At 64.3% G+C, this 19,260-nt stretch carries 19 protein-coding genes and 1 tRNA gene; 14 read left to right on the top strand and 6 right to left on the bottom strand.

The genetic code is table 11. The annotated features are described in order from the left end of the window. Positions 1-148 precede the first annotated feature (148 nt). The gene (locus RHPLAN_RS13730; RefSeq protein WP_068018681.1) at positions 149-2,008 is read right to left on the bottom strand and encodes an amidohydrolase; all 1,860 of its coding nucleotides are present in this window, start codon (positions 2,006-2,008) and stop codon (positions 149-151) included. A gap of 181 nt (positions 2,009-2,189) precedes the next feature. On the opposite strand from RHPLAN_RS13730, the gene RHPLAN_RS13725 reads away from it, so the two are divergent. From RHPLAN_RS13725 to RHPLAN_RS13710, 4 genes are all read left to right on the top strand, one after another. Beyond that, positions 2,190-2,654 carry a CYTH domain-containing protein gene (locus tag RHPLAN_RS13725; protein WP_068031167.1) on the top strand — a complete coding sequence of 155 codons (465 nt, stop codon included), beginning with the start codon at positions 2,190-2,192 and terminating at the stop codon, positions 2,652-2,654. A 72-nt stretch (positions 2,655-2,726) separates the two neighbouring features. Beyond that, positions 2,727-3,821, top strand: a complete 1,095-nt coding sequence (locus RHPLAN_RS13720) for an acyltransferase family protein (RefSeq protein WP_068018678.1) — start codon at positions 2,727-2,729, stop codon at positions 3,819-3,821. 189 nt (positions 3,822-4,010) lie between these two features. Beyond that, positions 4,011-4,748 carry a carbonic anhydrase gene (locus tag RHPLAN_RS13715; protein WP_068018677.1) on the top strand — a complete coding sequence of 246 codons (738 nt, stop codon included), beginning with the start codon at positions 4,011-4,013 and terminating at the stop codon, positions 4,746-4,748. A 131-nt stretch (positions 4,749-4,879) separates the two neighbouring features. Beyond that, entirely contained in the window at positions 4,880-5,812 is a 933-nt protein-coding gene (locus RHPLAN_RS13710) for an MBL fold metallo-hydrolase (protein ID WP_068018674.1), read from the top strand. Here the strand turns inward: RHPLAN_RS13710 and pip are convergent. Both pip and RHPLAN_RS13700 read right to left on the bottom strand, forming a co-directional pair. Next, the gene (gene pip / locus RHPLAN_RS13705; RefSeq protein WP_068018672.1) at positions 5,805-6,803 is read right to left on the bottom strand and encodes a prolyl aminopeptidase; all 999 of its coding nucleotides are present in this window, start codon (positions 6,801-6,803) and stop codon (positions 5,805-5,807) included. The genes RHPLAN_RS13710 and pip overlap by 8 nt on opposite strands. A 19-nt stretch (positions 6,804-6,822) precedes the next feature. Next, positions 6,823-7,167 (bottom strand): Lin0512 family protein, encoded by a 345-nt coding sequence (locus RHPLAN_RS13700; protein WP_068018669.1) that lies wholly within the window; start codon positions 7,165-7,167, stop codon positions 6,823-6,825. A gap of 186 nt (positions 7,168-7,353) precedes the next feature. Here RHPLAN_RS13700 and recQ point away from each other — a divergent pair, with 186 nt between their 5' ends. The 5 genes from recQ (at position 7,354) to RHPLAN_RS13675 (ending at position 13,395) form a co-directional block, all read left to right on the top strand. Next, entirely contained in the window at positions 7,354-9,144 is a 1,791-nt protein-coding gene (gene recQ / locus RHPLAN_RS13695) for a DNA helicase RecQ (RefSeq protein WP_068018666.1), read from the top strand. Between the two features lie 81 nt (positions 9,145-9,225). Next, positions 9,226-9,302: transfer RNA gene (locus RHPLAN_RS13690), tRNA-Pro, on the top strand. Between the two features lie 184 nt (positions 9,303-9,486). Further along, positions 9,487-10,920 carry an MmgE/PrpD family protein gene (locus RHPLAN_RS13685; protein ID WP_068018663.1) on the top strand — a complete coding sequence of 478 codons (1,434 nt, stop codon included), beginning with the start codon at positions 9,487-9,489 and terminating at the stop codon, positions 10,918-10,920. After that, on the top strand, positions 10,917-11,939 hold the full coding sequence (locus tag RHPLAN_RS13680; RefSeq protein ID WP_068018656.1) for an L-threonylcarbamoyladenylate synthase: 1,023 nt from the start codon (positions 10,917-10,919) through the stop codon (positions 11,937-11,939). The genes RHPLAN_RS13685 and RHPLAN_RS13680 overlap by 4 nt, the downstream gene beginning before the upstream one ends. Positions 11,940-11,964: 25 nt before the next feature. After that, on the top strand, positions 11,965-13,395 hold the full coding sequence (locus RHPLAN_RS13675; protein ID WP_068018654.1) for an FAD-binding oxidoreductase: 1,431 nt from the start codon (positions 11,965-11,967) through the stop codon (positions 13,393-13,395). A 139-nt stretch (positions 13,396-13,534) separates the two neighbouring features. Here the strand turns inward: RHPLAN_RS13675 and RHPLAN_RS13670 are convergent, their stop codons facing one another. Together RHPLAN_RS13670 and RHPLAN_RS13665 are read right to left on the bottom strand one after the other, a co-directional pair. Then, on the bottom strand, positions 13,535-13,756 hold the full coding sequence (locus RHPLAN_RS13670; RefSeq protein ID WP_068018652.1) for a hypothetical protein: 222 nt from the start codon (positions 13,754-13,756) through the stop codon (positions 13,535-13,537). Positions 13,757-13,853: 97 nt separating this feature from the next. Next, positions 13,854-14,615 (bottom strand): SOS response-associated peptidase, encoded by a 762-nt coding sequence (locus RHPLAN_RS13665; RefSeq protein ID WP_068031164.1) that lies wholly within the window; start codon positions 14,613-14,615, stop codon positions 13,854-13,856. Between the two features lie 162 nt (positions 14,616-14,777). On the opposite strand from RHPLAN_RS13665, the gene RHPLAN_RS13660 reads away from it, so the two are divergent. Genes RHPLAN_RS13660 through RHPLAN_RS13650 form a run of 3 tightly spaced genes read left to right on the top strand, consistent with a single transcriptional unit; the run spans position 14,778 to position 16,189 of the window. Next, positions 14,778-15,209 carry a hypothetical protein gene (locus tag RHPLAN_RS13660; RefSeq protein ID WP_068018650.1) on the top strand — a complete coding sequence of 144 codons (432 nt, stop codon included), beginning with the start codon at positions 14,778-14,780 and terminating at the stop codon, positions 15,207-15,209. Continuing rightward, positions 15,206-15,712 carry an NUDIX hydrolase gene (locus RHPLAN_RS13655; protein WP_084244848.1) on the top strand — a complete coding sequence of 169 codons (507 nt, stop codon included), beginning with the start codon at positions 15,206-15,208 and terminating at the stop codon, positions 15,710-15,712. Before RHPLAN_RS13660 ends, RHPLAN_RS13655 begins: the two co-directional genes overlap by 4 nt. A gap of 48 nt (positions 15,713-15,760) precedes the next feature. Continuing rightward, entirely contained in the window at positions 15,761-16,189 is a 429-nt protein-coding gene (locus tag RHPLAN_RS13650) for a TIGR02301 family protein (RefSeq protein ID WP_068031158.1), read from the top strand. Positions 16,190-16,191: 2 nt separating this feature from the next. Here RHPLAN_RS13650 and RHPLAN_RS13645 read toward each other — a convergent pair whose 3' ends face one another. Beyond that, complete coding sequence (locus RHPLAN_RS13645) at positions 16,192-16,902, bottom strand: IclR family transcriptional regulator (RefSeq protein WP_068018647.1); 711 nt, start codon at positions 16,900-16,902, stop codon at positions 16,192-16,194. A gap of 142 nt (positions 16,903-17,044) precedes the next feature. Between RHPLAN_RS13645 and RHPLAN_RS13640 the strand changes: the two genes are divergently transcribed. Together RHPLAN_RS13640 and RHPLAN_RS13635 are read left to right on the top strand one after the other, a co-directional pair. Next, positions 17,045-18,010 (top strand): hydroxymethylglutaryl-CoA lyase, encoded by a 966-nt coding sequence (locus RHPLAN_RS13640; protein WP_068018644.1) that lies wholly within the window; start codon positions 17,045-17,047, stop codon positions 18,008-18,010. Further along, on the top strand, positions 18,007-19,215 hold the full coding sequence (locus tag RHPLAN_RS13635) for a CaiB/BaiF CoA transferase family protein (RefSeq protein WP_084244844.1): 1,209 nt from the start codon (positions 18,007-18,009) through the stop codon (positions 19,213-19,215). The genes RHPLAN_RS13640 and RHPLAN_RS13635 overlap by 4 nt, the downstream gene beginning before the upstream one ends. The last annotated feature ends 45 nt before the right edge of the window (positions 19,216-19,260 follow it).

Below are 19,260 nucleotides of genomic sequence, written 5' to 3'. Positions count from 1 at the left end.
GTTCGCGTCCTCAACTCTTCCCGCCAGCGTCTGCTCAGACCGCCCCAGATGTGGAACGCCCGACACGCGATTTGGTTCACCGATCACGAAGCTGCCTCCTTGCTGGGAGACAACATGCGATTGCCGCTTCGAGAGCTGCTACATGCTCCTATACGGCCCAGCAGGAGCAACCCATGACGCCCCAGAAGCTGGCCGGGTCGGCTGCGGGTGCGCTCGCCGCCCATGCAGCCGCATGGGCGTGGCCGTGTATGTTGCAGGAGCTGGCGCAGCCGCAAGCGGCGGCGAATTTCAAATTCGTCGCAGCATCGGCCCGCCGTTGCTGGTAGCCGCCGAAGCTTCGCACCGGCGACCAATCGGGCATGGGCGGCGGCAACGCCGGCGCCGCATCCTTGTGCTCCTCCGCGCCATGAACGGCCTTGCCGCCCAGCAAGGTCAGCACTGACGTGATCTCGGCAATCTCGGTCTCCGGCACCGACATGAAGTCGGCTGACAGCACGGCCAGATCGGCAAGCTGCCCGTTCTTGATGACACCCTTCTTGCCTTGCTCCGCGGAGAACCACGTGTTGCTCTCGGTCCAGAGCCGGAGCGCCGTTTCCCGATCGACGCGGTTGTTGGGCGGGTAAAGCCGTGTGCCCCCCACCGTCATGCCGGACACGAGCCACGCCAGCGAAACCCATGGATTGTAAGACGAGACGCGCGTGGCGTCGGTGCCGGCCCCAATCGGAACGCCCGCCGCCATCATCCGGCTGATCGGCGGAGTGGCCTCTGCGGCTTTGGCACCGTAGCGTTCAATGAAGTATTCGCCCTGATAGGCCATGCGATGCTGGACGGCGATACCGCCGCCAAGCGCGGCGATCCGGTCGATGTTGCGCTGATCGATGGTTTCGCAATGATCGAAGAACCAGTTGAGCCCCTTGAACGGGATGTCGCGGTTGACCTTTTCGTAGACATCGAGAGCGCGGCCGATCGTCTCGTTGTAGGTGGCGTGCAGACGCCACGGCCAACGGTTTTCCGCGAGCAGGCGGATCACCTTTTCGAGGTCTTTCTCCATGTTCGGCGGCATCTCCGGCCGCGGCACGCGGAAGTCTTCGAAGTCCGCCGCCGAGTAGACCAACATCTCGCCCGCGCCATTGACCCGGTAGGTGTCGTCGCCCTGCCCTGGCTTCACCTGCTTGGACCAGCTGGCGAAATCCTCGAACTCCTGCTTGGGCCGCTGGGTGAAGAGATTGTAGGCGATGCGAACGGTGAGTTGTCCGTCGCGGTGAAGCTGGTCGATGATCTGATAGTCCTCGGGATAGTTCTGAAAGCCGCCGCCCGCATCGACCGCCCCTGTAATGCCGAGCCGGTTGAGCTCACGCATGAAGTGCCGGGTCGAGTTGAGCTGGTATTCCGCGGGCAGCTTCGGGCCTTTGGCGAGTGTGGAATAGAGAATCGTGGCGTTCGGTTGCGCCAACAGCAGGCCGGTCGGATTGCCGGCAGCGTCCTTGACGATCTCGCCGGCCGGAGGGTTCGGGGTGTACTTGGTGTAGCCGACCACCCGCAGCGCCGCGGCATTCAGGAGCGCACGGTCGTACAGGTGAAGAATGAAAACAGGCGTGTCCGGCGCAACCGCGTTGATCTCCTCGATGGTCGGCAGGCGCTTCTCGGCGAACTGATGCTCGGTGAAGCCGCCGACGACACGCACCCACTGTGGCGGCGGCGTGATGGCCACCTGGCGCTTGAGCATCGACATCGCGTCGGACAGCGAGCGAACGCCGTCCCAACGCAACTCCATATTGTAGTTCAGCCCGCCACGGATCACGTGCAGATGGCTGTCGATCAGTCCTGGAATCGCGCGGCGGCCCTTCAGATCGATGACCTGGGTGCCACTGCCCGCCAGCGCCATGACCTCCCGCTCCGACCCGACTGCAACAAAGCGGCCGTCTTTGATGGCGACAGCCTCGGCTTGCGGATTGCTGCGATCGAGCGTGGTAAAGCGCCCGTTGCGAAGAACCGTTTCGGCTTGCATCTGTTGTGCCCTCGCTGCGCCCCCGAGGTCTGTTGCCGCAACAATACCAGTCGCCGCAAGTCCCTGTACGACTGAACGCCGCCGAATTGTATTCATGGGACACTCCTGAGTGTTGGATACGGATCAAGACGCGTTGTCGAAACCTGAGACGAACGATACGGATAGGCAAACCGGAGCGGTGATGGCCAGAGAAATCGAACGGAAATTTCTTGTCTCGGGCGACAGCTGGCGCAAGCAGGCGAGGCGCGGAAAGGACATCCAGCAGGCCTACCTCGTGCTCGCCGGCCCGGTATCCGTGCGCGTGCGGATCATTGACGGGACGACGGCATACGTCACCATCAAGGGTGCCCGCTCCGGAATCTCACGCGCGGAATTCGAGTATCCGATCCCGGTCAAAGACGCGCGGGCTCTGTTGAAGCTTCGCACAGGGCGCGTCATCAAAAAGACCCGGCATGTGGTGAAGGCAGGAACGGCCAGTTTCGAAGTCGACGTGTTCAAGGGCGATCTTCGCGGGCTTGTCATCGCGGAAATCGAACTTCGATCCACCCGCAGCACGTTCAAACGACCGGAATGGCTGGGCCGCGAGGTCACTCACCAACGCAAATACTATAACGCCAGCCTGGCCCGATCTTCAGCTTCTCCGTGACGAGACCTCGTCCAACTTCCGGCACTTGCCCACCCGGTCTCCCTGCCACAGCATCATTCGGTTGCAGTCAACTTGGCGGTATTCGCGATTGCCGGGTTCACTTTTTCTGCGCAAGATCGAGCATCGATTGGAGCAATCGTGCGCTACGGGCTTCTTGACGTTTCCCGCTTGATCGCAGCCACCATGGTGGTGATCTTTCACGCCTCGTTTTTTACCGGCCACAAGCTGGCCGGCGGAGCCCTCACCGTTGGGTATCATGGCATCCATTTTTTCTTCGTGCTGAGCGGCTTTGTCATCCTGACTGCGCACCGCGGGGATCTTGGGCAGCCGTCTCGACTCCCGAACTATGTCCTGCGACGGTTTCTGCGCATTTTCCCGCCGTATTGGCTGGCGCTCGGCATTACCGCCGCTCTGATTCCAATAACCGGCGGCGTCAAGCCGCTGAATGCAGCTACGTTCGTGCGTGACTTCTTTTTGATTCCCACGTCCGTGCGGGACTTTCCCTATGTCACCCCCGCATGGACATTGCACTACGAGCTGATGTTTTACTTGGCATTTTGCTTGTTGCTCGTGTTGCGCCCTGTGTTCGGAGCCTTGCTGTTCGCAGCGTGGGGCACTGCGATCGTGGTGCTTGAGCGGTCCCATGTGCCGATGACCTTTCCGGCCTCGTTTTTCCTCAACCCCATTATCGTCATGTTTTTGTTCGGCATGATTGCGGCGCTGCTCCATTCCCGGCTGTCGGCGCGGGCCGGCTTGATCATCGCCGCAATAAGCGCTGCGTGGTTCTTCGGCTACGGGATCGGACGCTCGGTCGAGCAGTGGCTGGTGTCGTGCCCCTATTATATCTCGTTTGGCATCCCTGCGGCGTTCATGATTGCCGGGTTGGCGGCATTCGAGACCAAACGCGGCAGTCTCAGTTCACCGAAGACAGAGTTTCTCGGCAAGTTGAGCTATAGCACTTATTTGGCCCATGCTCCGGTGATGCCGCTGGTGTTGATGCTGCTGCCAGGACTTTCGCCCGCGCTCTTGTGCGTGGCCATGGTGGCGGTTGGAATGCTGTCGGGTTTGCTTTTTTACATCCTGCTGGAACAACCAACGATGCGCGTTTTGCGCGGCTGGATTTATCCCACGCAAACGCGTTTAAGTTCGCTACCCGCAACCGGGTGAGCCGTTTGATCTTTTTTGCGCCTGCGAATGCCGACAAACAGCCAATTGCGATGGCACCAACTTTGGCTGCTGCAAGCGGCCATTCCCTCAAACATAATGTATTGACTAATCCCCGATTACTGCGGCCGCACACCTCGACAACCGCAGAAGCCTCAACGATGATGGCCGCATTCATCCGGGGGAAACTTCATGTGCCAACTTTGCGATCATAATGCCGCCAATAATGCCGCTGCCTCGCGGCGCCACTTTCTCAAGATTGCCGCTGCCGCGACTGCCAGTGTTGCGATGCCGGGCATGGCCTTCGCCAAGAAAGCCCCGCCCAAGCCGCAGAATGTCGTGTCTCCGAATGATGCCTTGAAGATTCTGATGCAGGGCAATCGCCGCTATGTGCGCGGGCTTGCCAAGCGGCACGATTTCATCAACGAGCGCGAGGCGCTGACCAAAGGCCAGAACCCCTATGCCGGCATCCTGAGCTGCGCGGATTCCCGCATCGCGCCGGAATACGCCTTTGATAGCGGCCGTGGCGACCTGTTCGTGTGCCGTGTTGCCGGAAATTTCCTCAACGACGACGTGATCGCAAGCTTCGAATATGGCGTTGCTGTCCTCAACGTGCCGCTGCTCATGGTGCTCGGGCACAAGTCGTGCGGCGCCATCGACGCGGCGATCAAATCGCTGAAGGACAAAACGACGCTGCCGGGACACCTGCCATCGCTGGTTTCCGCCCTCCGACCCGCCGTCGAGGCAACGGCCGATCAATCCGGCGATGCGCTCGACAACGCCATCAAGCAGAACGTCATTCTGAACGTCGAGAAGCTGAAGGCCGCGAGTCCGATCATCGACAAATACGTGACGGACAAAAAGGTCCTCGTCGTGGGCGCGGTCTACAATCTCGATAACGGCCGGGTCGACCTTGTAACGCCCGCCTGATTGGCGGGCGCCGGGATCAGCACTCATTCGTCCCGGACGCCGTCATTCCCCCGAGATACAGGCGTGCCTCGATCTGCATTTGCGACGCGGACTATGCGGACCGAAACGGTTCTTCGACGAGGATCACGGTCATGTTCAAAGGCTTCATCTGCGCTTTCGTGCTGGTTTGGGCCGGCGTTTCCTGCCAGGCGCAGACACAGACCGGCGGCGCCGCAAAGGAGATCGTCGAACGTCAGGTCGCCCCCGATCTCTATTTTCTTTATGACGAGACCTCGTCCAACTCGGCTTTTCTGATCACCGATGAGGGCGTGTTGGTTGTCGACACGCGTCAACATCCTCGCGATGGCCAAGATCTGCTCGATCGCATTCGTAAGATCACCGACAAGCCGGTCAAATGGGTGGTGAACACGCACTTCCACGGCGATCACACCTACGGAAATTCGGTGTTCAAGGCGTTGGGAGCCAACATCGTCGCCCATGAAGACACGGCCCGTATCATGGCACAGGTCGCGGACAAGGAGTTCGCCCGGCGCCAGCCGTTTTTCAAGGCGCGTCATTATGATCCGGGCGAAGTGAAACTGACGCTACCGAGCCTGACCTTCTCCAAAGACCTGACCATTCATCTGGGCGGGCGTGAAGTGCATCTTGCATACCGCGGGCCCGGTCAGAATCCGGGAGATACGTTCGTTTTCTTTCCTCACGCCCGAGCCGTCTTCACCTCCGGTGCGTTCGGTAAGCGCAGCATGCCCAACATGAATTTCACGCCATCGCCAGAAAACTGGGTCAAGCTTCTGACGGATGTCGCGAAAATGGATGTCGATGTCGTGATGCCGCCTCACGGCGATATCGCGACGCGCGCCGACGTAACGGACCTCGCCGGGTTCATCAATTACGAATATGCAACGGTCAAAAAGGCCGTGGCCGACGGCGTTCCTTTGGAAACCGCGATCGCGACGCTGGATTTCTCGGCCTACAAGGACTGGCACAATTACACACGCCGGGGAAACGACATCAAAGGCTTGTACGAACTGATCCAGACCGGGCAGCGGAGTTACTTCAAGTAGCAGAACTTGCCGCATCGCCCGCGGACATCAATGACGCGACGTCAGCAATAGCCTTCGTCACGGCGTCGCGTATGCCAGGGTCGTAGAGCGTGTGACCCGCGCCTTCAACGATGCGGATTTCGCTGCCGGTCCAGCGTTTGGCGACCGCGTGAGCGGTCGCGGGCGGACAGAGCAAATCGTAGCGGCCTTGCACGATGATGCCGGGAATACCGGTGAGCCTGCCGGCGTCTTCGAGAATCTGGTTCGGCCGCATGAAGCAGTCGTTGACGAAATAATGCGCTTCCATGAAGGGGGTTGCGGGCAAGCCTTTGCCGGATTTTATTGCCGCAGCATCGAGCCGTGTGCGTTTCGGTGCGTGCTCCGACAAGATGCGCTCGACGTCGTGCCAGGCGCGCGCCGCGGGTCCATGCACGGCGGCGTCGTCGGAGAGGATGCGGCGCCAATAGGCCTCGAGCGGCCGGTCACGCTCCGCCTCGGGGAGAAGGCCCAGAAAATCCTCATACAGCTCGGGATAGAAGCAGGAAAGCCTTTGGCCAAAGCCGGCTTCGATCTCCTCGAACGTGCCGAGAAAGGTCGCACGCAACACGAGGCCTGAAACGCGCTCCGGGTGCGCCTCCGCATAAGCGAGCGCCAGCGTGGCGCCCCAGGAGCCGCCGACCACCATCCAGCGTTCGAAGCCGAACTTTTTTCGGATCGCTTCCATGTCGGCGATCAGATGCGCCGTCGTATTGTTGTCGCGGCTGCCTTTCGGCCGGCTGCGGCCGCAGCCGCGTTGGTCGAACAGCACGGCATGAAAACGCTCGGGATCAAACAGCCGGCGATGATCCGGCTGGCAACCGGATCCCGGACCGCCATGGAGGTATACGGCCGGAATGCCACCTTCGCGGCCAACACTCTCGACATAGAGTTCGTGGCCATCGCCGACAGGAAACTGCTCTGACGTCAGCGGCGCAGCCGCTTCGGTGCGCCCGTGGCCTACGTCATGCGCCATCTTCGCTGTCCGTCCCCACTCACTTGCCGTCGTCCAAACTCACGATCACCGCCGCGTTGGCAATGGTGATGGCATCGCCGCCGCTTTCGGCCGGAATGTCCAATCCGCCTTTGACCGCCTTGACGGTCACCGTCCCGTAGGGGAGTTCCTTCGCGACCGCTGACGTGTCAACCGCGTCCGGGTTCGGAACGCCGATGGTGACATCGACAAACATGTCGTGCGGCGTCTTCCCCAGCATCCTGACAAAGCCGAGGCTGGAATGGCGGATCGCATCCGAGACCGCCCGCTTGGCCGCCTTGGTGGCGTCGCGCCCGTGAACATCGACGCCCATGCCCATCTCGGTGATACAGCGCACGCGTGCCATTGGTTCGATCCTGTTGTTTGTTCCACAAAGATTTCCAAGCTTTACCACGCGACGGTGTCGGGCGGCTCGCCGGTCAGATCATAAAATAGATGCGGCATAACTGGCACGGAAGCGCGCCCGATGCTGCTTCGGCGGAAGAACTCCGCTATTCCATGAGCGACATGCTTTCAGGATTTGACTGTTCCCGTGCAGGCTGACCCGCTCTCCATTCTGAAGACGATTTACGGCTATGACGCCTTCCGCGGGCAGCAACGGGAGATCATCGAGCATGTGATCGCCGGAAACAACGCCTTCGTCCTGATGCCGACCGGCGGCGGCAAGTCGCTCTGCTACCAGATCCCGGCGCTGGTCCGCTCGGGCATCGGCCTGGTCGTGTCGCCGCTGATCGCCCTGATGGACGATCAGGTGGCGGCGCTCAGACAGGCCGGCGTGAAGGCTTCGGCACTCAATTCCCAGCTCTGGGGCACGGAAAAGGATCTTCTCTGGCGCGACATCGAGCGCGGCGAGATGGACCTCCTCTACATGGCGCCGGAAACGCTGTTGAAGAGTCTCGACCGGCTGAAGTCGGCACCGCTCTCCATCATCGCCATCGACGAGGCCCACTGCGTTTCACAGTGGGGCCATGATTTCCGGCCCGAGTACCGCGCGCTCGACTGCCTCGCGAACATCTTTTCCGACGTGCCGCGCATGGCCCTCACCGCCACGGCAGACGCACCAACCAGAGCCGAGATCGTCGAACACCTCAAGATCGGCGCTGACAACAGCTTCGTCGCCGGCTTCGACCGCCCCAACATCCGCTATGGCGCCGCCGAAAAGACCGGCGCGACGCAGCAGATGCTTCGCTTTCTCGAGTCCCGCAGGGGCGAGAGCGGCATCGTCTATTGCCTGTCCAAGCGCAAGACCGAGGAAGTCGCCGCCACCCTCAACGACCACGGTCACACTGCGCTGCCCTACCATGCCGGCATGGAAATGAAGGCGCGGCAAACCAACCAGCGCCGCTTCCAGCATGAGCAAGGCCTGATCATGGTGGCCACCATCGCGTTCGGCATGGGCATCGACAAGCCCGATGTGCGCTTTGTGCTGCATGTCGATTTGCCCGGCAGCATCGAAGCCTACTACCAGGAAACCGGCCGCGCGGGCCGCGACGGTCTGCCGTCCGAAGTGCTGATGCTCTATGGCGCCGGCGACATGGCGCTGCGCCGCCGCTTCATCGACGCCACGGAGGCGCCCGATGCGCGCAAGCGCATGGAGCATCGCAAGCTCGACGCCCTCCTGGGCTTTGCAGAGTCCTGCCAGTGCCGCCGGCAGGTGCTGTTGCGTTACTTCGGCGACAATTGCGAGCCTTGCGGCAATTGCGACGTCTGCCTCGACCCGCCGCAGACGTTCGACGGCACGCTCGACGCCCAGAAGCTTCTGTCCTGCATCTACCGCACCGGCGAGCGCTTCGGGCAGGCGCACGTCATCTCGGTTCTGCTCGGCGAGACCGACGAGCGCATCGAGCGCCTGGGCCACGACAAGCTGTCCACGTTCGGCATCGGCACGGCGCACGACCGCAACGCCTGGCGCTCGATCATCCGCCAGCTGGTGGCGCATGGACTGATCGACGTCGACGTGGCGGGCCATGGCGGCCTGTCGATCTCCGCCAAGGGCCGCGAGTTCCTGCGCGAGAAGCCGCCGTTGAGCCTGCGCGTGGTGAAGAAGGCCAAACCGAAAGGAAAGTCCGCGCGCCGGGAGGCCAAGGAGGCGCTACCGGCTGCGGACCGCATCCTGTTCGACAAGTTGCGCGCCCGGCGGCTGGAACTGGCCAAAGCCGGGAACGTGCCGCCCTACGTCATCTTTCACGACAAGACGCTGATGGAGATGGCCGCACGCACGCCACGGTCCGCAGCCGAGCTTGCCGGCATCTCCGGCGTCGGCGAAGCCAAGCTCGCGCGGTACGGGGAAGCCTTCCTCTCGGTCATCAAAGAGCACGGATGAGCCGAAACGCGCTGGAATTCAGAGGCTTGATCTGCGCTTGCGGGGGCCGGAAGTGGCCGCTATAAGACCGGCCTTCTGTGTCGGAGTGTAGCGCAGCCTGGTAGCGCACTTCGTTCGGGACGAAGGGGTCGCAGGTTCAAATCCTGCCACTCCGACCAGAGTTCTTAAGGGTATGGGTGATCCCGAGCGCCGCCCCCTTAATTGTCCGTGACAAGATCGTGTTTCGGGCTTCGTTGCCGCCCGCCGCCTGCCGAGGCCCCTCCCCCAGCCGTCACCGAATTCGTATAGGGTCGGCAAACGTCGCGACCAAGGCGGCGGATCATCAAGCCGGGATGGACGGGAATGGCGCAGGAAAGCTTGCAACTGGCGGAATACGCGGCGGGACTGAGCCTTCGCGACATCCCGGGGCCGGTCATCCAGCGGGCCAAGGACGCCATTGCCGACACCATCGCGGCGATCGCGTTTGGCGCGCATCTGCCCTGGAGCCGGATCATCGTGGGCTATGCGCAAAAGCGCGGCGCGGGCGGCAAAGCCTACGTGTTCGCGCCGGGTGGCGCCAAGCTCCAGGCGCCGGCTGCGGCTTTCGCCAACGGCAGCCTGGCGCACGCCTTCGAGATGGACAACCTGACCTGGCCGAACACCGGAGTGCACCCAGGCGCCACCATGGCGATGCCTGCGTTGGCCGTGGCGCAGGAGCGCGGCCTCGGCGGCCGGGCGCTGCTCGAGGCCGTGGTGGCGGGCAGCGAGCTGATGATCCGGGTCGGGCGCGCGACCAAACACAATAACGAGACCCGCGGCTTTCATGCGCCCGGCACCACCGGGCCATTCGGCTCGGCGGCGGCGGTCGGGCGGCTGCTCAGGTTCGACGCGCCGATGATGCTCAATGCGCTCGGCATCGCCGGCTCGACCTCGGCGGGACTTCTGGAATTTGCCAAGTCCGGCACCGGCGCCATGGTGAAGCGGCTGCATCTCGGCCGCGCGGCGGAAAGCGGCATCATGGCCGCACACCTTGCCGAACAGGGCTTCACCGGGCCGGTCAGCGTGCTGGAGGGCCAGTTCGGCTTCCTCAACGTCTATTGCGGCGAGCACGACCTCCCGGCGCTGACCCGCGGGCTCGGCAGCGAATGGGCGAGCCTGCGCATCATGCTCAAGCGCTTTCCGGTGCACATCACCTCGCACACCTCGGTGCAGGCGATCGAAGACCTTCGCCGCGAGCACGGCTATGCGGGCTCCGATGTCGCTTCAATCGCGGTCGCCGGCACGCCGAAGATGGCGAGCGTGCACAACATCCCCGAACCTGCCGACCTGATGCTGGCGCAGTATTCGCTGCCGTTCAACGTGGCGCTCGCGCACTACAAGGATGCGCGCGATCCGGCCTCGTTCAACATGAAGAACTTCAACGATCCGGCGATCCGTGCGTTGGCAAAGCTCGTGACTGTCACGGTCGCTGATGAAGCCGCGCACGGCCACACCATCGCCTCTACCGTCACCGTCACGCTGAAGGACGGCCGCGTGCTGACGCGCCGCGTCGACAGCTTCAAGGGCACGCCGGAGCAGCCGCTCAGCGTCGAGGAGATGCGCGAGAAGTTCCTGCTGCTGACGCGGCATTGCGACGGCAAGGCGATGGCGCGGCTGTTCGAGCGGCTGCAGAACCTGGAAAACGAAAAGAGCCTCGACTTCGTCAAGGTCGACGCCGCCAAAGCGCGCAAGGCCGTGACGGTGAAGCGCGCCGCCTCGGCGCAGAAGAAGCCGGTCAAGCGAGCGAAAGCGAGATGACCGGCCCAATCACACCCGCGAAACCCACGCCCGGCAAAGTCCCGACGCGCGTCATCCCGAACGAGGCCGGCGCGGCCGCCGAGGCGGCGGCGTGCCTTGCGGGCGGTGGCCTCGTGGCGTTTCCGACCGAGACGGTTTACGGGCTCGGCGCCGACGCGACCAACGCCACGGCGGTGGCGAAGCTCTATGCCGCAAAGGGCCGGCCATCGTTCAATCCGCTCATCGCCCATGTGATCGATCTGCCGGCGGCGCGGCGGCTCGCGGTGTTCGACGCCACGGCCGAGCGGCTCGCCGCGAAGTTCTGGCCGGGGCCGTTGACGCTCGTTCTGAAGAAACGCACCGGCTGTCCGGTGGCCGATCTTGCCACCGCCGGCCTCGACAGCATCGCGGTGCGGGTGCCGGACCATGAGCTCGCCCGCGAGATCATCAAGCGGCTCGGCCATCCGGTGGTCGCGCCGTCAGCCAACCGGTCGGGCCACGTGTCGCCGACCACGGCCAAGCACGTGCTCGACGACCTCCAAGGCCGCGTTGACCTGATCATCGACGGCGGCCCTGCGGCGGTGGGCGTGGAGTCGACCATCGTGGCGCTGCTCGACCGGCCGCTGCTCCTTCGCCCCGGCGGGCTGCCGCGTAACGAGATCCGGCGGGTGCTGGGCAAGGACCCGGACGATGCGCCGGCCAGCGTCATGGACCCGGAAGCATTGATCGCGCCCGGCATGATGGCGTCGCACTACGCGCCGCGGACGACGCTGCGGCTCAATGCGACCGACGTGAAGCCTGGCGAGGCGCTGCTCGCCTTCGGCGCGAATTTGCCGAAGGGCACCGAGAACGCCGTGCGCGTGCTGAACCTCTCGCCCGCGGGCGACCTGCTCGAGGCCGCGGCGAACCTGTTTTCCGACCTGCGCACGCTCGACGCCGCCGAAGCAACGGGAATCGCGGTGATGAAGGTGCCGTTCGAAGGCCTCGGCGAGGCGATCAACGACCGCCTTGCCCGCGCGGCTGCGCCGCGAGACAATTAGAAAAATAGCCGGAAGGTTCAGTTCCATGAACGAAATGAGCAAGCCCATCACCGCCGTGTCGCCGCAGACCTTGCAACGGCTGATCGCGGTGGTCGGCGAGAAGAACGCGATCACCGACAAGGACAAGCAGACGCCGTATCTGGTCGAATTCCGCGCGCTGTGGACCGGGCATACGCCGGTGGTGCTGCGGCCGGGCTCGACGCAGGAGATCTCGGAGCTTCTGAAAATCTGCTACGAGACCTCGACGGCGATCATCCCGCAGGGCGGCAACACCGGCCTCGTTGGCGGCCAGATCCCGCACAACGGCGAGGTGCTGCTGTCGCTCAACCGGATGGACAAGATTCGCGAGGTCGATCCGGTGTCGAACACCATCACCTGCGAGGCCGGCGTCACGCTGCAGCGCGCGCGTGAGGCTGCGGCCAATGTCGACCGGCTCTACCCGCAGCTCCTGCCGTCCGAGGGAAGCTGCACGATCGGCGGCAATCTCTCGACCAACGCCGGCGGCACGGCCGCGCTGACGCACGGCGTCGCGCGCTCGCACGCGCTCGGGCTCGAAGTGGTGCTGGCCGACGGCCGCATCATGAACAACCTCAACAAGCTGAAGAAGGACAACACCGGCTACGACCTGCGCGACCTGTTCATCGGCGCCGAAGGCACGCTCGGCGTCATCACCGCGGCGGTGCTGCGCATGGTGCCGCGGCCGAAGTCGGTGGAGACGGCGTGGGCCGCGATCCCGAACGTGCAGGCTGCAGTCGATCTGCTCGGGCTTGCAACGGAGCTCACCGCCGGCGGCGTGACGAGCTTCGAGATCATGGCGCGCGAGGGCATCGACATCGTGCTACGGCACGGCTCTGGTGTGCGCGATCCGCTTTCGACGCCGTCGCCCTATTCGGTGCTGATCGAGCTGTCGTCGCAGCGCACGGAGGGTCTTCGCGACTCGATGGAACAGATCCTGGCCGCGGGCCTGGAGAAGGGCCTCGTGCTCGACGCCACGATCTGCGACAGCCTCGAGCAGGCGAAAACATTCTGGCGCATCCGCGAACTGTTCGGCGAGATGCAGGGCCGCGAGGGCGGCTCGATCAAGCACGACATATCGGTGCCGGTCGCGAGAATTCCGGCCTTCATCGAAGAGGCCAATGCCGCGGCGATCAAGCTCATCCCCGGCTGCCGGCCGATGCCGTTCGGCCATGTCGGCGACGGCAACATCCACTACAACATCACGCAGCCGGTCGGCGCCGACAAGGCCGCGTATTTGAAGCGCTGGGACGACATGAACGACGTGGTCTACAAGATCGTGCTGAAGTACGGCGGCTCGGTCTCGGCCGAGCACGGCGTCGGCATCGTCAAGCGCGACTACCTGCCGAAGATCAAGGACCCGGTGGCCTACGATCTGATGAAGACGCTCAAGCGCACGCTCGACCCGAAGGGCATTCTGAATCCCGGCAAGGTGCTGTGATCTCCACCGCTGTCATTCCGGACGCCGCGAAGCGGCGATCCGGAATCCAGTTACAGCGGCAGTCCCTCCTCGACTGGATTCCGGATTCGACGCTTCGCGCCGCCCCGGAATGACCGAGTTGCTAGGACCGTAGCAGCGCTCACCGCATATTCGCCCAAGGGTCGGCCGGCTTCTTGTCGGGAATCCGCTCGAGCGCCGACTTGTAGTCCTTCTCCTGCTGGGCGTTCTTTCGCTTCTGCTCTTCGGAGGCCGCCGCAGCGGCGGGGTTCTGCTTGCCGCCGCCGCCCCGGCCTGCTTCGCGCTGCGCATAGGCCGGCAGCAGCAACAGCGCGATGATCAGTGCCACGAGGAAAGCCCGCATCGGCCTCTCCGTTGATTCGCACGGGTGACCGCCCCGAGCGAAGGCTCGCCCGGAATAGAGGCAAAAGATAGCCTGACCGGGGCCGGAATGGCGAGTGTCAGAACAACGAGCCTTGCCCCGTGTCCTCGGGCTGCGGCCGTGGTGCTTTGCGCGGCGCCTTGGGCTTCGGCGGTTCGGGCGCGGGCTCGGTGCTCGGGTCGTAAGGGTTGAGCAGGTCCGCCGTGTCGTTGGCGACGCGGTTCACCGCGCTGGAAACCTCATAGACCTCCATCGAACCATCGGGTGCGCGCGTGAACAGCGACGACGCCTCCTGCTCGCTCACGTTCCGGCAGTCGAGCCAGAAGTCGAACTGCTCCGGCGGCACGATCACCGGCGCGCGGTGATGCACCGCGCCCATCTCCCTGTTGGCATCCGTGGTGATGATCGCCGCGGTCTCGACCTCCTCGCCGTTCGGGCCGATCCAGTTCTCCCAGAGCCCGGCGAACGCCATCGGCTTGCCGTCGGTCGGCCGCGCCACGAACGGCCGCTTGCGCGAGCCGTCGCTCTTCCATTCGTAGAAGCCGTCCGCCGGAAACAGGCAACGCCGCCGCTTCATGGCGTTTCGAAAGGCAGGCTTGTCGTGGATCGTCTCGGCCCGCGCGTTGATGAGGAGTGAAAAGCCCCGCTGGTCCTTCACCCAGGGCGGGATCAGGCCCCAGCGCACCAGCGCGAAATGCTTGTCGCCATCGGTCATGCGCACGATCGGCACCGGCTGGGTCGGGGCCACGTTGTAGCGCGGCGGAAAGTTCGGCTGCTCCCGGTAGCGAAACAGCGCGCGGATCGCCTCAGGCACCGTCGTTATGAGATAACGTCCGCACATCATTCCGTCCCACAGGCGGCTCGAAATCCGCACATTGCCTTAAATCTTAGGGGCTCCTTAACCGGCCGAGGCAAACACTGCGCGGCCCAACCGGACCGCGTGACCGCGATGCCCCATTCCGCTGCCGCGACCACGCTTCGCCCGGAAGCATCTGGGTCGGGCATGCCCAATATCAACCCGGTTACCGGGCTATCCACCGATTATCTCAACCACTTCACCGAGGCGCTGATGGCGCTGGAGATGGCGGCCGACATCCCGGAATGCCTCGATGACCTCAAAGCCTGGGAGCCCAAGACCTACGCCGAGCATTTCGCCGCCTCGCCCTTCACCAACCGCCTTGCCGTGATCGACCTCTATCGTGCGGCGCCACTGCGCCGCGAGACCGACCGGCTCGCGGGCGCGATCCTCGGCCAACTGATCGAAGCGCGAACCGAAGCAACCGGCGGCGGCGACATCGCGGCGATCGGCAGGCATGCCACCGCCACGATCCGGCCCTTGATCGCCGAGCTTGCCGCCTTGATCAACGGCGCCGCCCACAACCCCGCCGAACGGCTGAGTTCACAAGCCGCAATCGATGCTATGTTCCACGGGTGAGCACAACAGCCCCCGCCCAGAACTCCAGCGCGCAAGACACCCAGGCACAAGACACCCAGGCACAAGACCCGCGCGCTTATCCCGACCGCCCGTTCCTCGCAGTCAGCGCTGCCATCATCCGTGACGGCCGCGTGCTGGTGACGCAGCGCGCGCGCGGTCCCGCGCTCGGCATCTGGACCATGCCAGGTGGCGTGGTCGAAGCTGGCGAAACGCTCGCCGAGGCGCTGATCCGCGAAATCCAGGAGGAGACCGCGCTGACCATCGAGCCGGTGTCGCTTGCCGGCCATCGCGAAGTGGTGGTGCGCGACAGCGGCGGCCGCGCCTCGCGCCACTTCGTGATCCTGTGCTTCGCCTCGCGCTGGATCTCCGGCGAGCCGAAGCTGAACGAGGAATTGTCGGATGCCCGATGGCTCAGGCTGGAGGAACTCGCGAGCCTGAAAACCACCGAAGGGCTTGCCGAGATTGTCGCCACAGCCTTCGAACGGATGAAAATCGCGGGCTGATTTTCGTCGCTTGCGCAGAGTGCCGCCCCGGAGCATATGACGGGCCCCATGCGTACCCTTTCCGCCATTGCGGCCATCGCACTGCTCGCCTCGGCGCAGCTGTCGGCCCAAAGTCCGGCCTATGCGCAGCGGGCGGCCGAGCCGCCGGCGGCTCCCCCGCAGATTCAAGGCGGGCCCGCGCCATTCGAGCCCGACCTGATGCGGCTCGCCGAAATTCTGGGGGCGCTGCAATACCTGCGCACGCTGTGCGGCGCCAACGAAGGCCAGAAATGGCGCGAGCAGATGCAAGCTCTGCTCGATGCCGAAGCGACGACCGCGGATCGCAAGAACCGCATGGTGACGAGCTTCAACCGCGGCTACCGCAGCTTCCAACAGTCCTATCGCACCTGCACTCCGGCCGCGAACGTGGCGGTGCGGCGTTATCTCGAGGAAGGCTCGAAGATCTCGCGCGAGATCACGGCGCGCTACACCAACTAAGATCAAGTGCCGCCGATCGTCTTCGACAGCTTTTGCGCTGCGGACGACAGGACAGCGCTCATCGTCTTGATCCGCTTTTCGTCGAACCGGCTGATCGGTCCGGTGACGCCGAGCGCGCCGACAAAGGCGCGGCCGCGCCCGAATACCGGCACCGCGACCGCGGCCGTGTCGGCGTCGCGCTCGCCTTTTGAAACATAGATGCCGGCGTCTCGCACCCGGTCGTAGATCGCACCTTTGCCGTCGGTGAACGCAACAAGGACGCGTGCGCTCGCGCCGCGGTCCAACGGCAGATCGGCCCCCTCCTCCAGATGATGGCCGATCAGGCGGGAGGCGTGCTGGCGGTAGAGGCAAATCCGGCGTTCGCCTTCGCGCACGTAGAACGCCGCGGTCTCGCCGGCGGCTGCGACGAGCTCTTGCAGGACCGGACGCACATAGTCGGCGAGATTGAAAGCATTCTGGTACTGCACGCCGAGTCGCCACAGCGTCGGTCCCAACCGGAAGCGGCCGTCGACACCGCGGTTGAGATAGCCGAACCGCTCGAGCGAGGCAGCGAGCCGCAAGATCGTGCTGCGATAGAGCTGCGTGCGCTCGGCCAGTTCGCCGAGCGAGAGGCTCGCCGATCCGTCGCCGAACGCGTCCAGGATCGTCAGCGCCCGCTCGACGGCCTCGACCTTCTGCTCCGATGCGGCGGTGTCACCCTTGTCTCGGGCCATCGGGATCGCCTCCACCGAACGCGAGCCTGGGAGCGCCCGAACGGGCGCACTTGACAGGCCATGGCCTCGCCGGTAATTTCTATTCTACAGAATTTATTTCTGTCAGACAGAAATCCCGTTGTCAAGGGATGGAAGCGCCGCGATGTCCAATTCCAAGACCGCCAAAGCCGATATCGATGTCCTGGTCAGCGAGGTCGGCCCGCGCGACGGCCTGCAAAGCGTCAAGCGAACGATGCCGACCACGGCGAAGCTAGACTGGATCGCGGCGCTGGCCGACGCGGGCCTGCGCGAGATCGAAGTCGGCTCGTTCGTGTCGCCGAAGCTCCTGCCGCAGATGGCGGACTGCGCCGACGTCGTGGCCGGCGCCCGCCCGATCGACGGACTGACCGTTCTCGCGCTGGTCCCGAACCTCAAAGGTGCCGAACGCGCGTTCGCGGCCGGCGTTGACAAGGTCACCATGCCGGTCTCGGCCTCGCGGGCGCACTCGAAGTCGAACATCAACATGACGCCGGAACAGGCCGTGGAGCAGGTCGCCGCCGTTTGCCGTCTGCGCGCCGAGCGTCCGGACTATCGTCACATCGAAGTCGAAGCCGGCGTCGCCACCGCATTCGGCTGCACCATGGAGGGCGCGGTGTCCGAAGACTGGGTGATGCAGCTCGCTGGGATGCTGGTGAAAGCCGGCGCCGACTCGGTCTGCCTCTCCGACACGACGGGTTACGCCAACCCGGCGCAGATCAAGCGCATGTTCAAGCGCCTGCACGCGGAAATCGGCGACAAGTGCGGCGGCGCCCATCTGCACAACACGCGCGGCCAAGGCCTCGCCAATGTCGTCGCGGCCCTCGATGCCGGGGTGATGACATTCGATTCCAGCCAGGGCGGGCTCGGCGGCTGTCCCTACGCGCCGGGCGCCACCGGCAACATCGTCACAGAAGATCTCGTTTTCCTCCTGGAATCGATGGGGCTACGGACCGGCATCGACCTCGACAAGCTGATCGGCGCACGCTCCAAGGTGCTCGCAGGACTGCCGGGCGAGACGCTGTACGGCAATGTTGCGGATGCGGGCTTGCCCAAGGGCTTTCAATACGCGTCCGGCGGGAGGCCCGCTTGACCGCAACGCTTCCCCTCACAGGCCTCAAGGTCGTCGAGTTCTCGCACATGATCATGGGCCCGAGCGCGGGCCTGATCCTGGCAGACCTCGGCGCCGACGTGATCAAGGTCGAGCCGGTCGGAGAAGGCGACAATACGCGTCGCCTCGCCGGCACCGGCGCAGGCTTCTTTCCGACGTTCAACCGCAACAAGCGCAGCCTCGCCATCGACCTCAAATCGCCGAAGGGCATGGCGCTGGTGAAGAAGCTCGTCGCGCGCACCGACATCGTCACCGAGAACTTCCGCCCGGGCGCGCTCGACAAGATGGGTCTCGGCTACGATCAGCTGTCGAAGGACAACCCGCGCCTGATCTATTGCTCCTTCAAGGGCTTCCTCAAAGGCCCCTACGAGCAGCGCGCGGCGCTCGACGAAGTGGTGCAGATGATGGGCGGCCTCGCCTACATGACCGGCCCGCCGGGCCGGCCGCTCCGCGCCGGCGCCTCGGTCAACGACATCATGGGCGGCATGTTCGGCGTGATCGCGATCCTCGCCGCACTCCAGGAGCGGGAGCACACCGGCAAGGGCCAGCTCGTGAAAAGCGCGCTGTTCGAGAACAACATGTTCCTGGTGGCCCAGCACATGATGCAGTTTGCCGTCACCGGCAAGCCCGCCGCCCCGATGCCGGAGCGCCTGTCGGCCTGGGCCGTCTATGACGTGTTCGATACGGCGGACGGCCCCCAGGTGTTCGTCGGCGTCGTGACCGATACGCAGTGGCGGACGTTCTGCGAAGCGTTTGCGCTGGCCGATCTGGCCAACGATCCCGCGCTTGCGACCAACCCGCAGCGGGTCAACGCGCGCGAACGGTTCATGCCGATATTGCGCGCGATGTTTGCGCGGATGCCGCGCGCCGAAATCCTTGACCGCTGCGAAAAGGTGGGCCTGCCGCACGCGCCGATCGCACGGCCGCAGGACATGTTCGACGATCCGCATCTGAACGCGCCGGACGCAATGATCGAGGTCACGCTTGCGGACGGCCGCAAGACCAGCACGCCGGCGCTGCCGATGGAGCTCGACGGCCGGCGGCTCGGGCTTCGCCTCGACATTCCGCATGCCGGCGAGCACGGCCGGCAGATCGCGGCGGAGCTCGGACTCTCGGACTCGGAGTTCGATGCACTGGTGTCGGAAGGTGTTCTCAGCGTGGACGACACGATCAAAGAGCCGGCGTAAGCGGCACATCGCGCCGCGATAAAACAACACGCGGTTTTGGGAGGA

This window comes from Rhodoplanes sp. Z2-YC6860 (genome assembly GCF_001579845.1).
GTDB lineage: Bacteria > Pseudomonadota > Alphaproteobacteria > Rhizobiales > Xanthobacteraceae > Z2-YC6860.
This window is presented reverse-complemented; position numbering and strand designations above follow the sequence as displayed.

Bases quoted from the DNA above. Each gene is read 5' to 3' on its own strand.
- RHPLAN_RS13725 (WP_068031167.1), top strand. From the start codon at position 2,190: ATGGCCAGAGAAATCGAACGGAAATTTCTTGTCTCGGGCGACAGCTGG.
- RHPLAN_RS13665 (WP_068031164.1), bottom strand. From the start codon at position 14,615: ATGTGCGGACGTTATCTCATAACGACGGTGCCTGAGGCGATCCGCGCG.
- RHPLAN_RS13730 (WP_068018681.1), bottom strand. From the start codon at position 2,008: ATGCAAGCCGAAACGGTTCTTCGCAACGGGCGCTTTACCACGCTCGAT.
- RHPLAN_RS13700 (WP_068018669.1), bottom strand. From the start codon at position 7,167: ATGGCACGCGTGCGCTGTATCACCGAGATGGGCATGGGCGTCGATGTT.
- RHPLAN_RS13660 (WP_068018650.1), top strand. From the start codon at position 14,778: ATGCCCAATATCAACCCGGTTACCGGGCTATCCACCGATTATCTCAAC.
- RHPLAN_RS13680 (WP_068018656.1), top strand. From the start codon at position 10,917: ATGACCGGCCCAATCACACCCGCGAAACCCACGCCCGGCAAAGTCCCG.
- RHPLAN_RS13645 (WP_068018647.1), bottom strand. From the start codon at position 16,902: ATGGCCCGAGACAAGGGTGACACCGCCGCATCGGAGCAGAAGGTCGAG.
- RHPLAN_RS13685 (WP_068018663.1), top strand. From the start codon at position 9,487: ATGGCGCAGGAAAGCTTGCAACTGGCGGAATACGCGGCGGGACTGAGC.
- RHPLAN_RS13715 (WP_068018677.1), top strand. From the start codon at position 4,011: ATGTGCCAACTTTGCGATCATAATGCCGCCAATAATGCCGCTGCCTCG.
- RHPLAN_RS13650 (WP_068031158.1), top strand. From the start codon at position 15,761: ATGCGTACCCTTTCCGCCATTGCGGCCATCGCACTGCTCGCCTCGGCG.
- RHPLAN_RS13640 (WP_068018644.1), top strand. From the start codon at position 17,045: ATGTCCAATTCCAAGACCGCCAAAGCCGATATCGATGTCCTGGTCAGC.
- RHPLAN_RS13710 (WP_068018674.1), top strand. From the start codon at position 4,880: ATGTTCAAAGGCTTCATCTGCGCTTTCGTGCTGGTTTGGGCCGGCGTT.
- RHPLAN_RS13675 (WP_068018654.1), top strand. From the start codon at position 11,965: ATGAACGAAATGAGCAAGCCCATCACCGCCGTGTCGCCGCAGACCTTG.
- pip (WP_068018672.1), bottom strand. From the start codon at position 6,803: ATGGCGCATGACGTAGGCCACGGGCGCACCGAAGCGGCTGCGCCGCTG.
- RHPLAN_RS13670 (WP_068018652.1), bottom strand. From the start codon at position 13,756: ATGCGGGCTTTCCTCGTGGCACTGATCATCGCGCTGTTGCTGCTGCCG.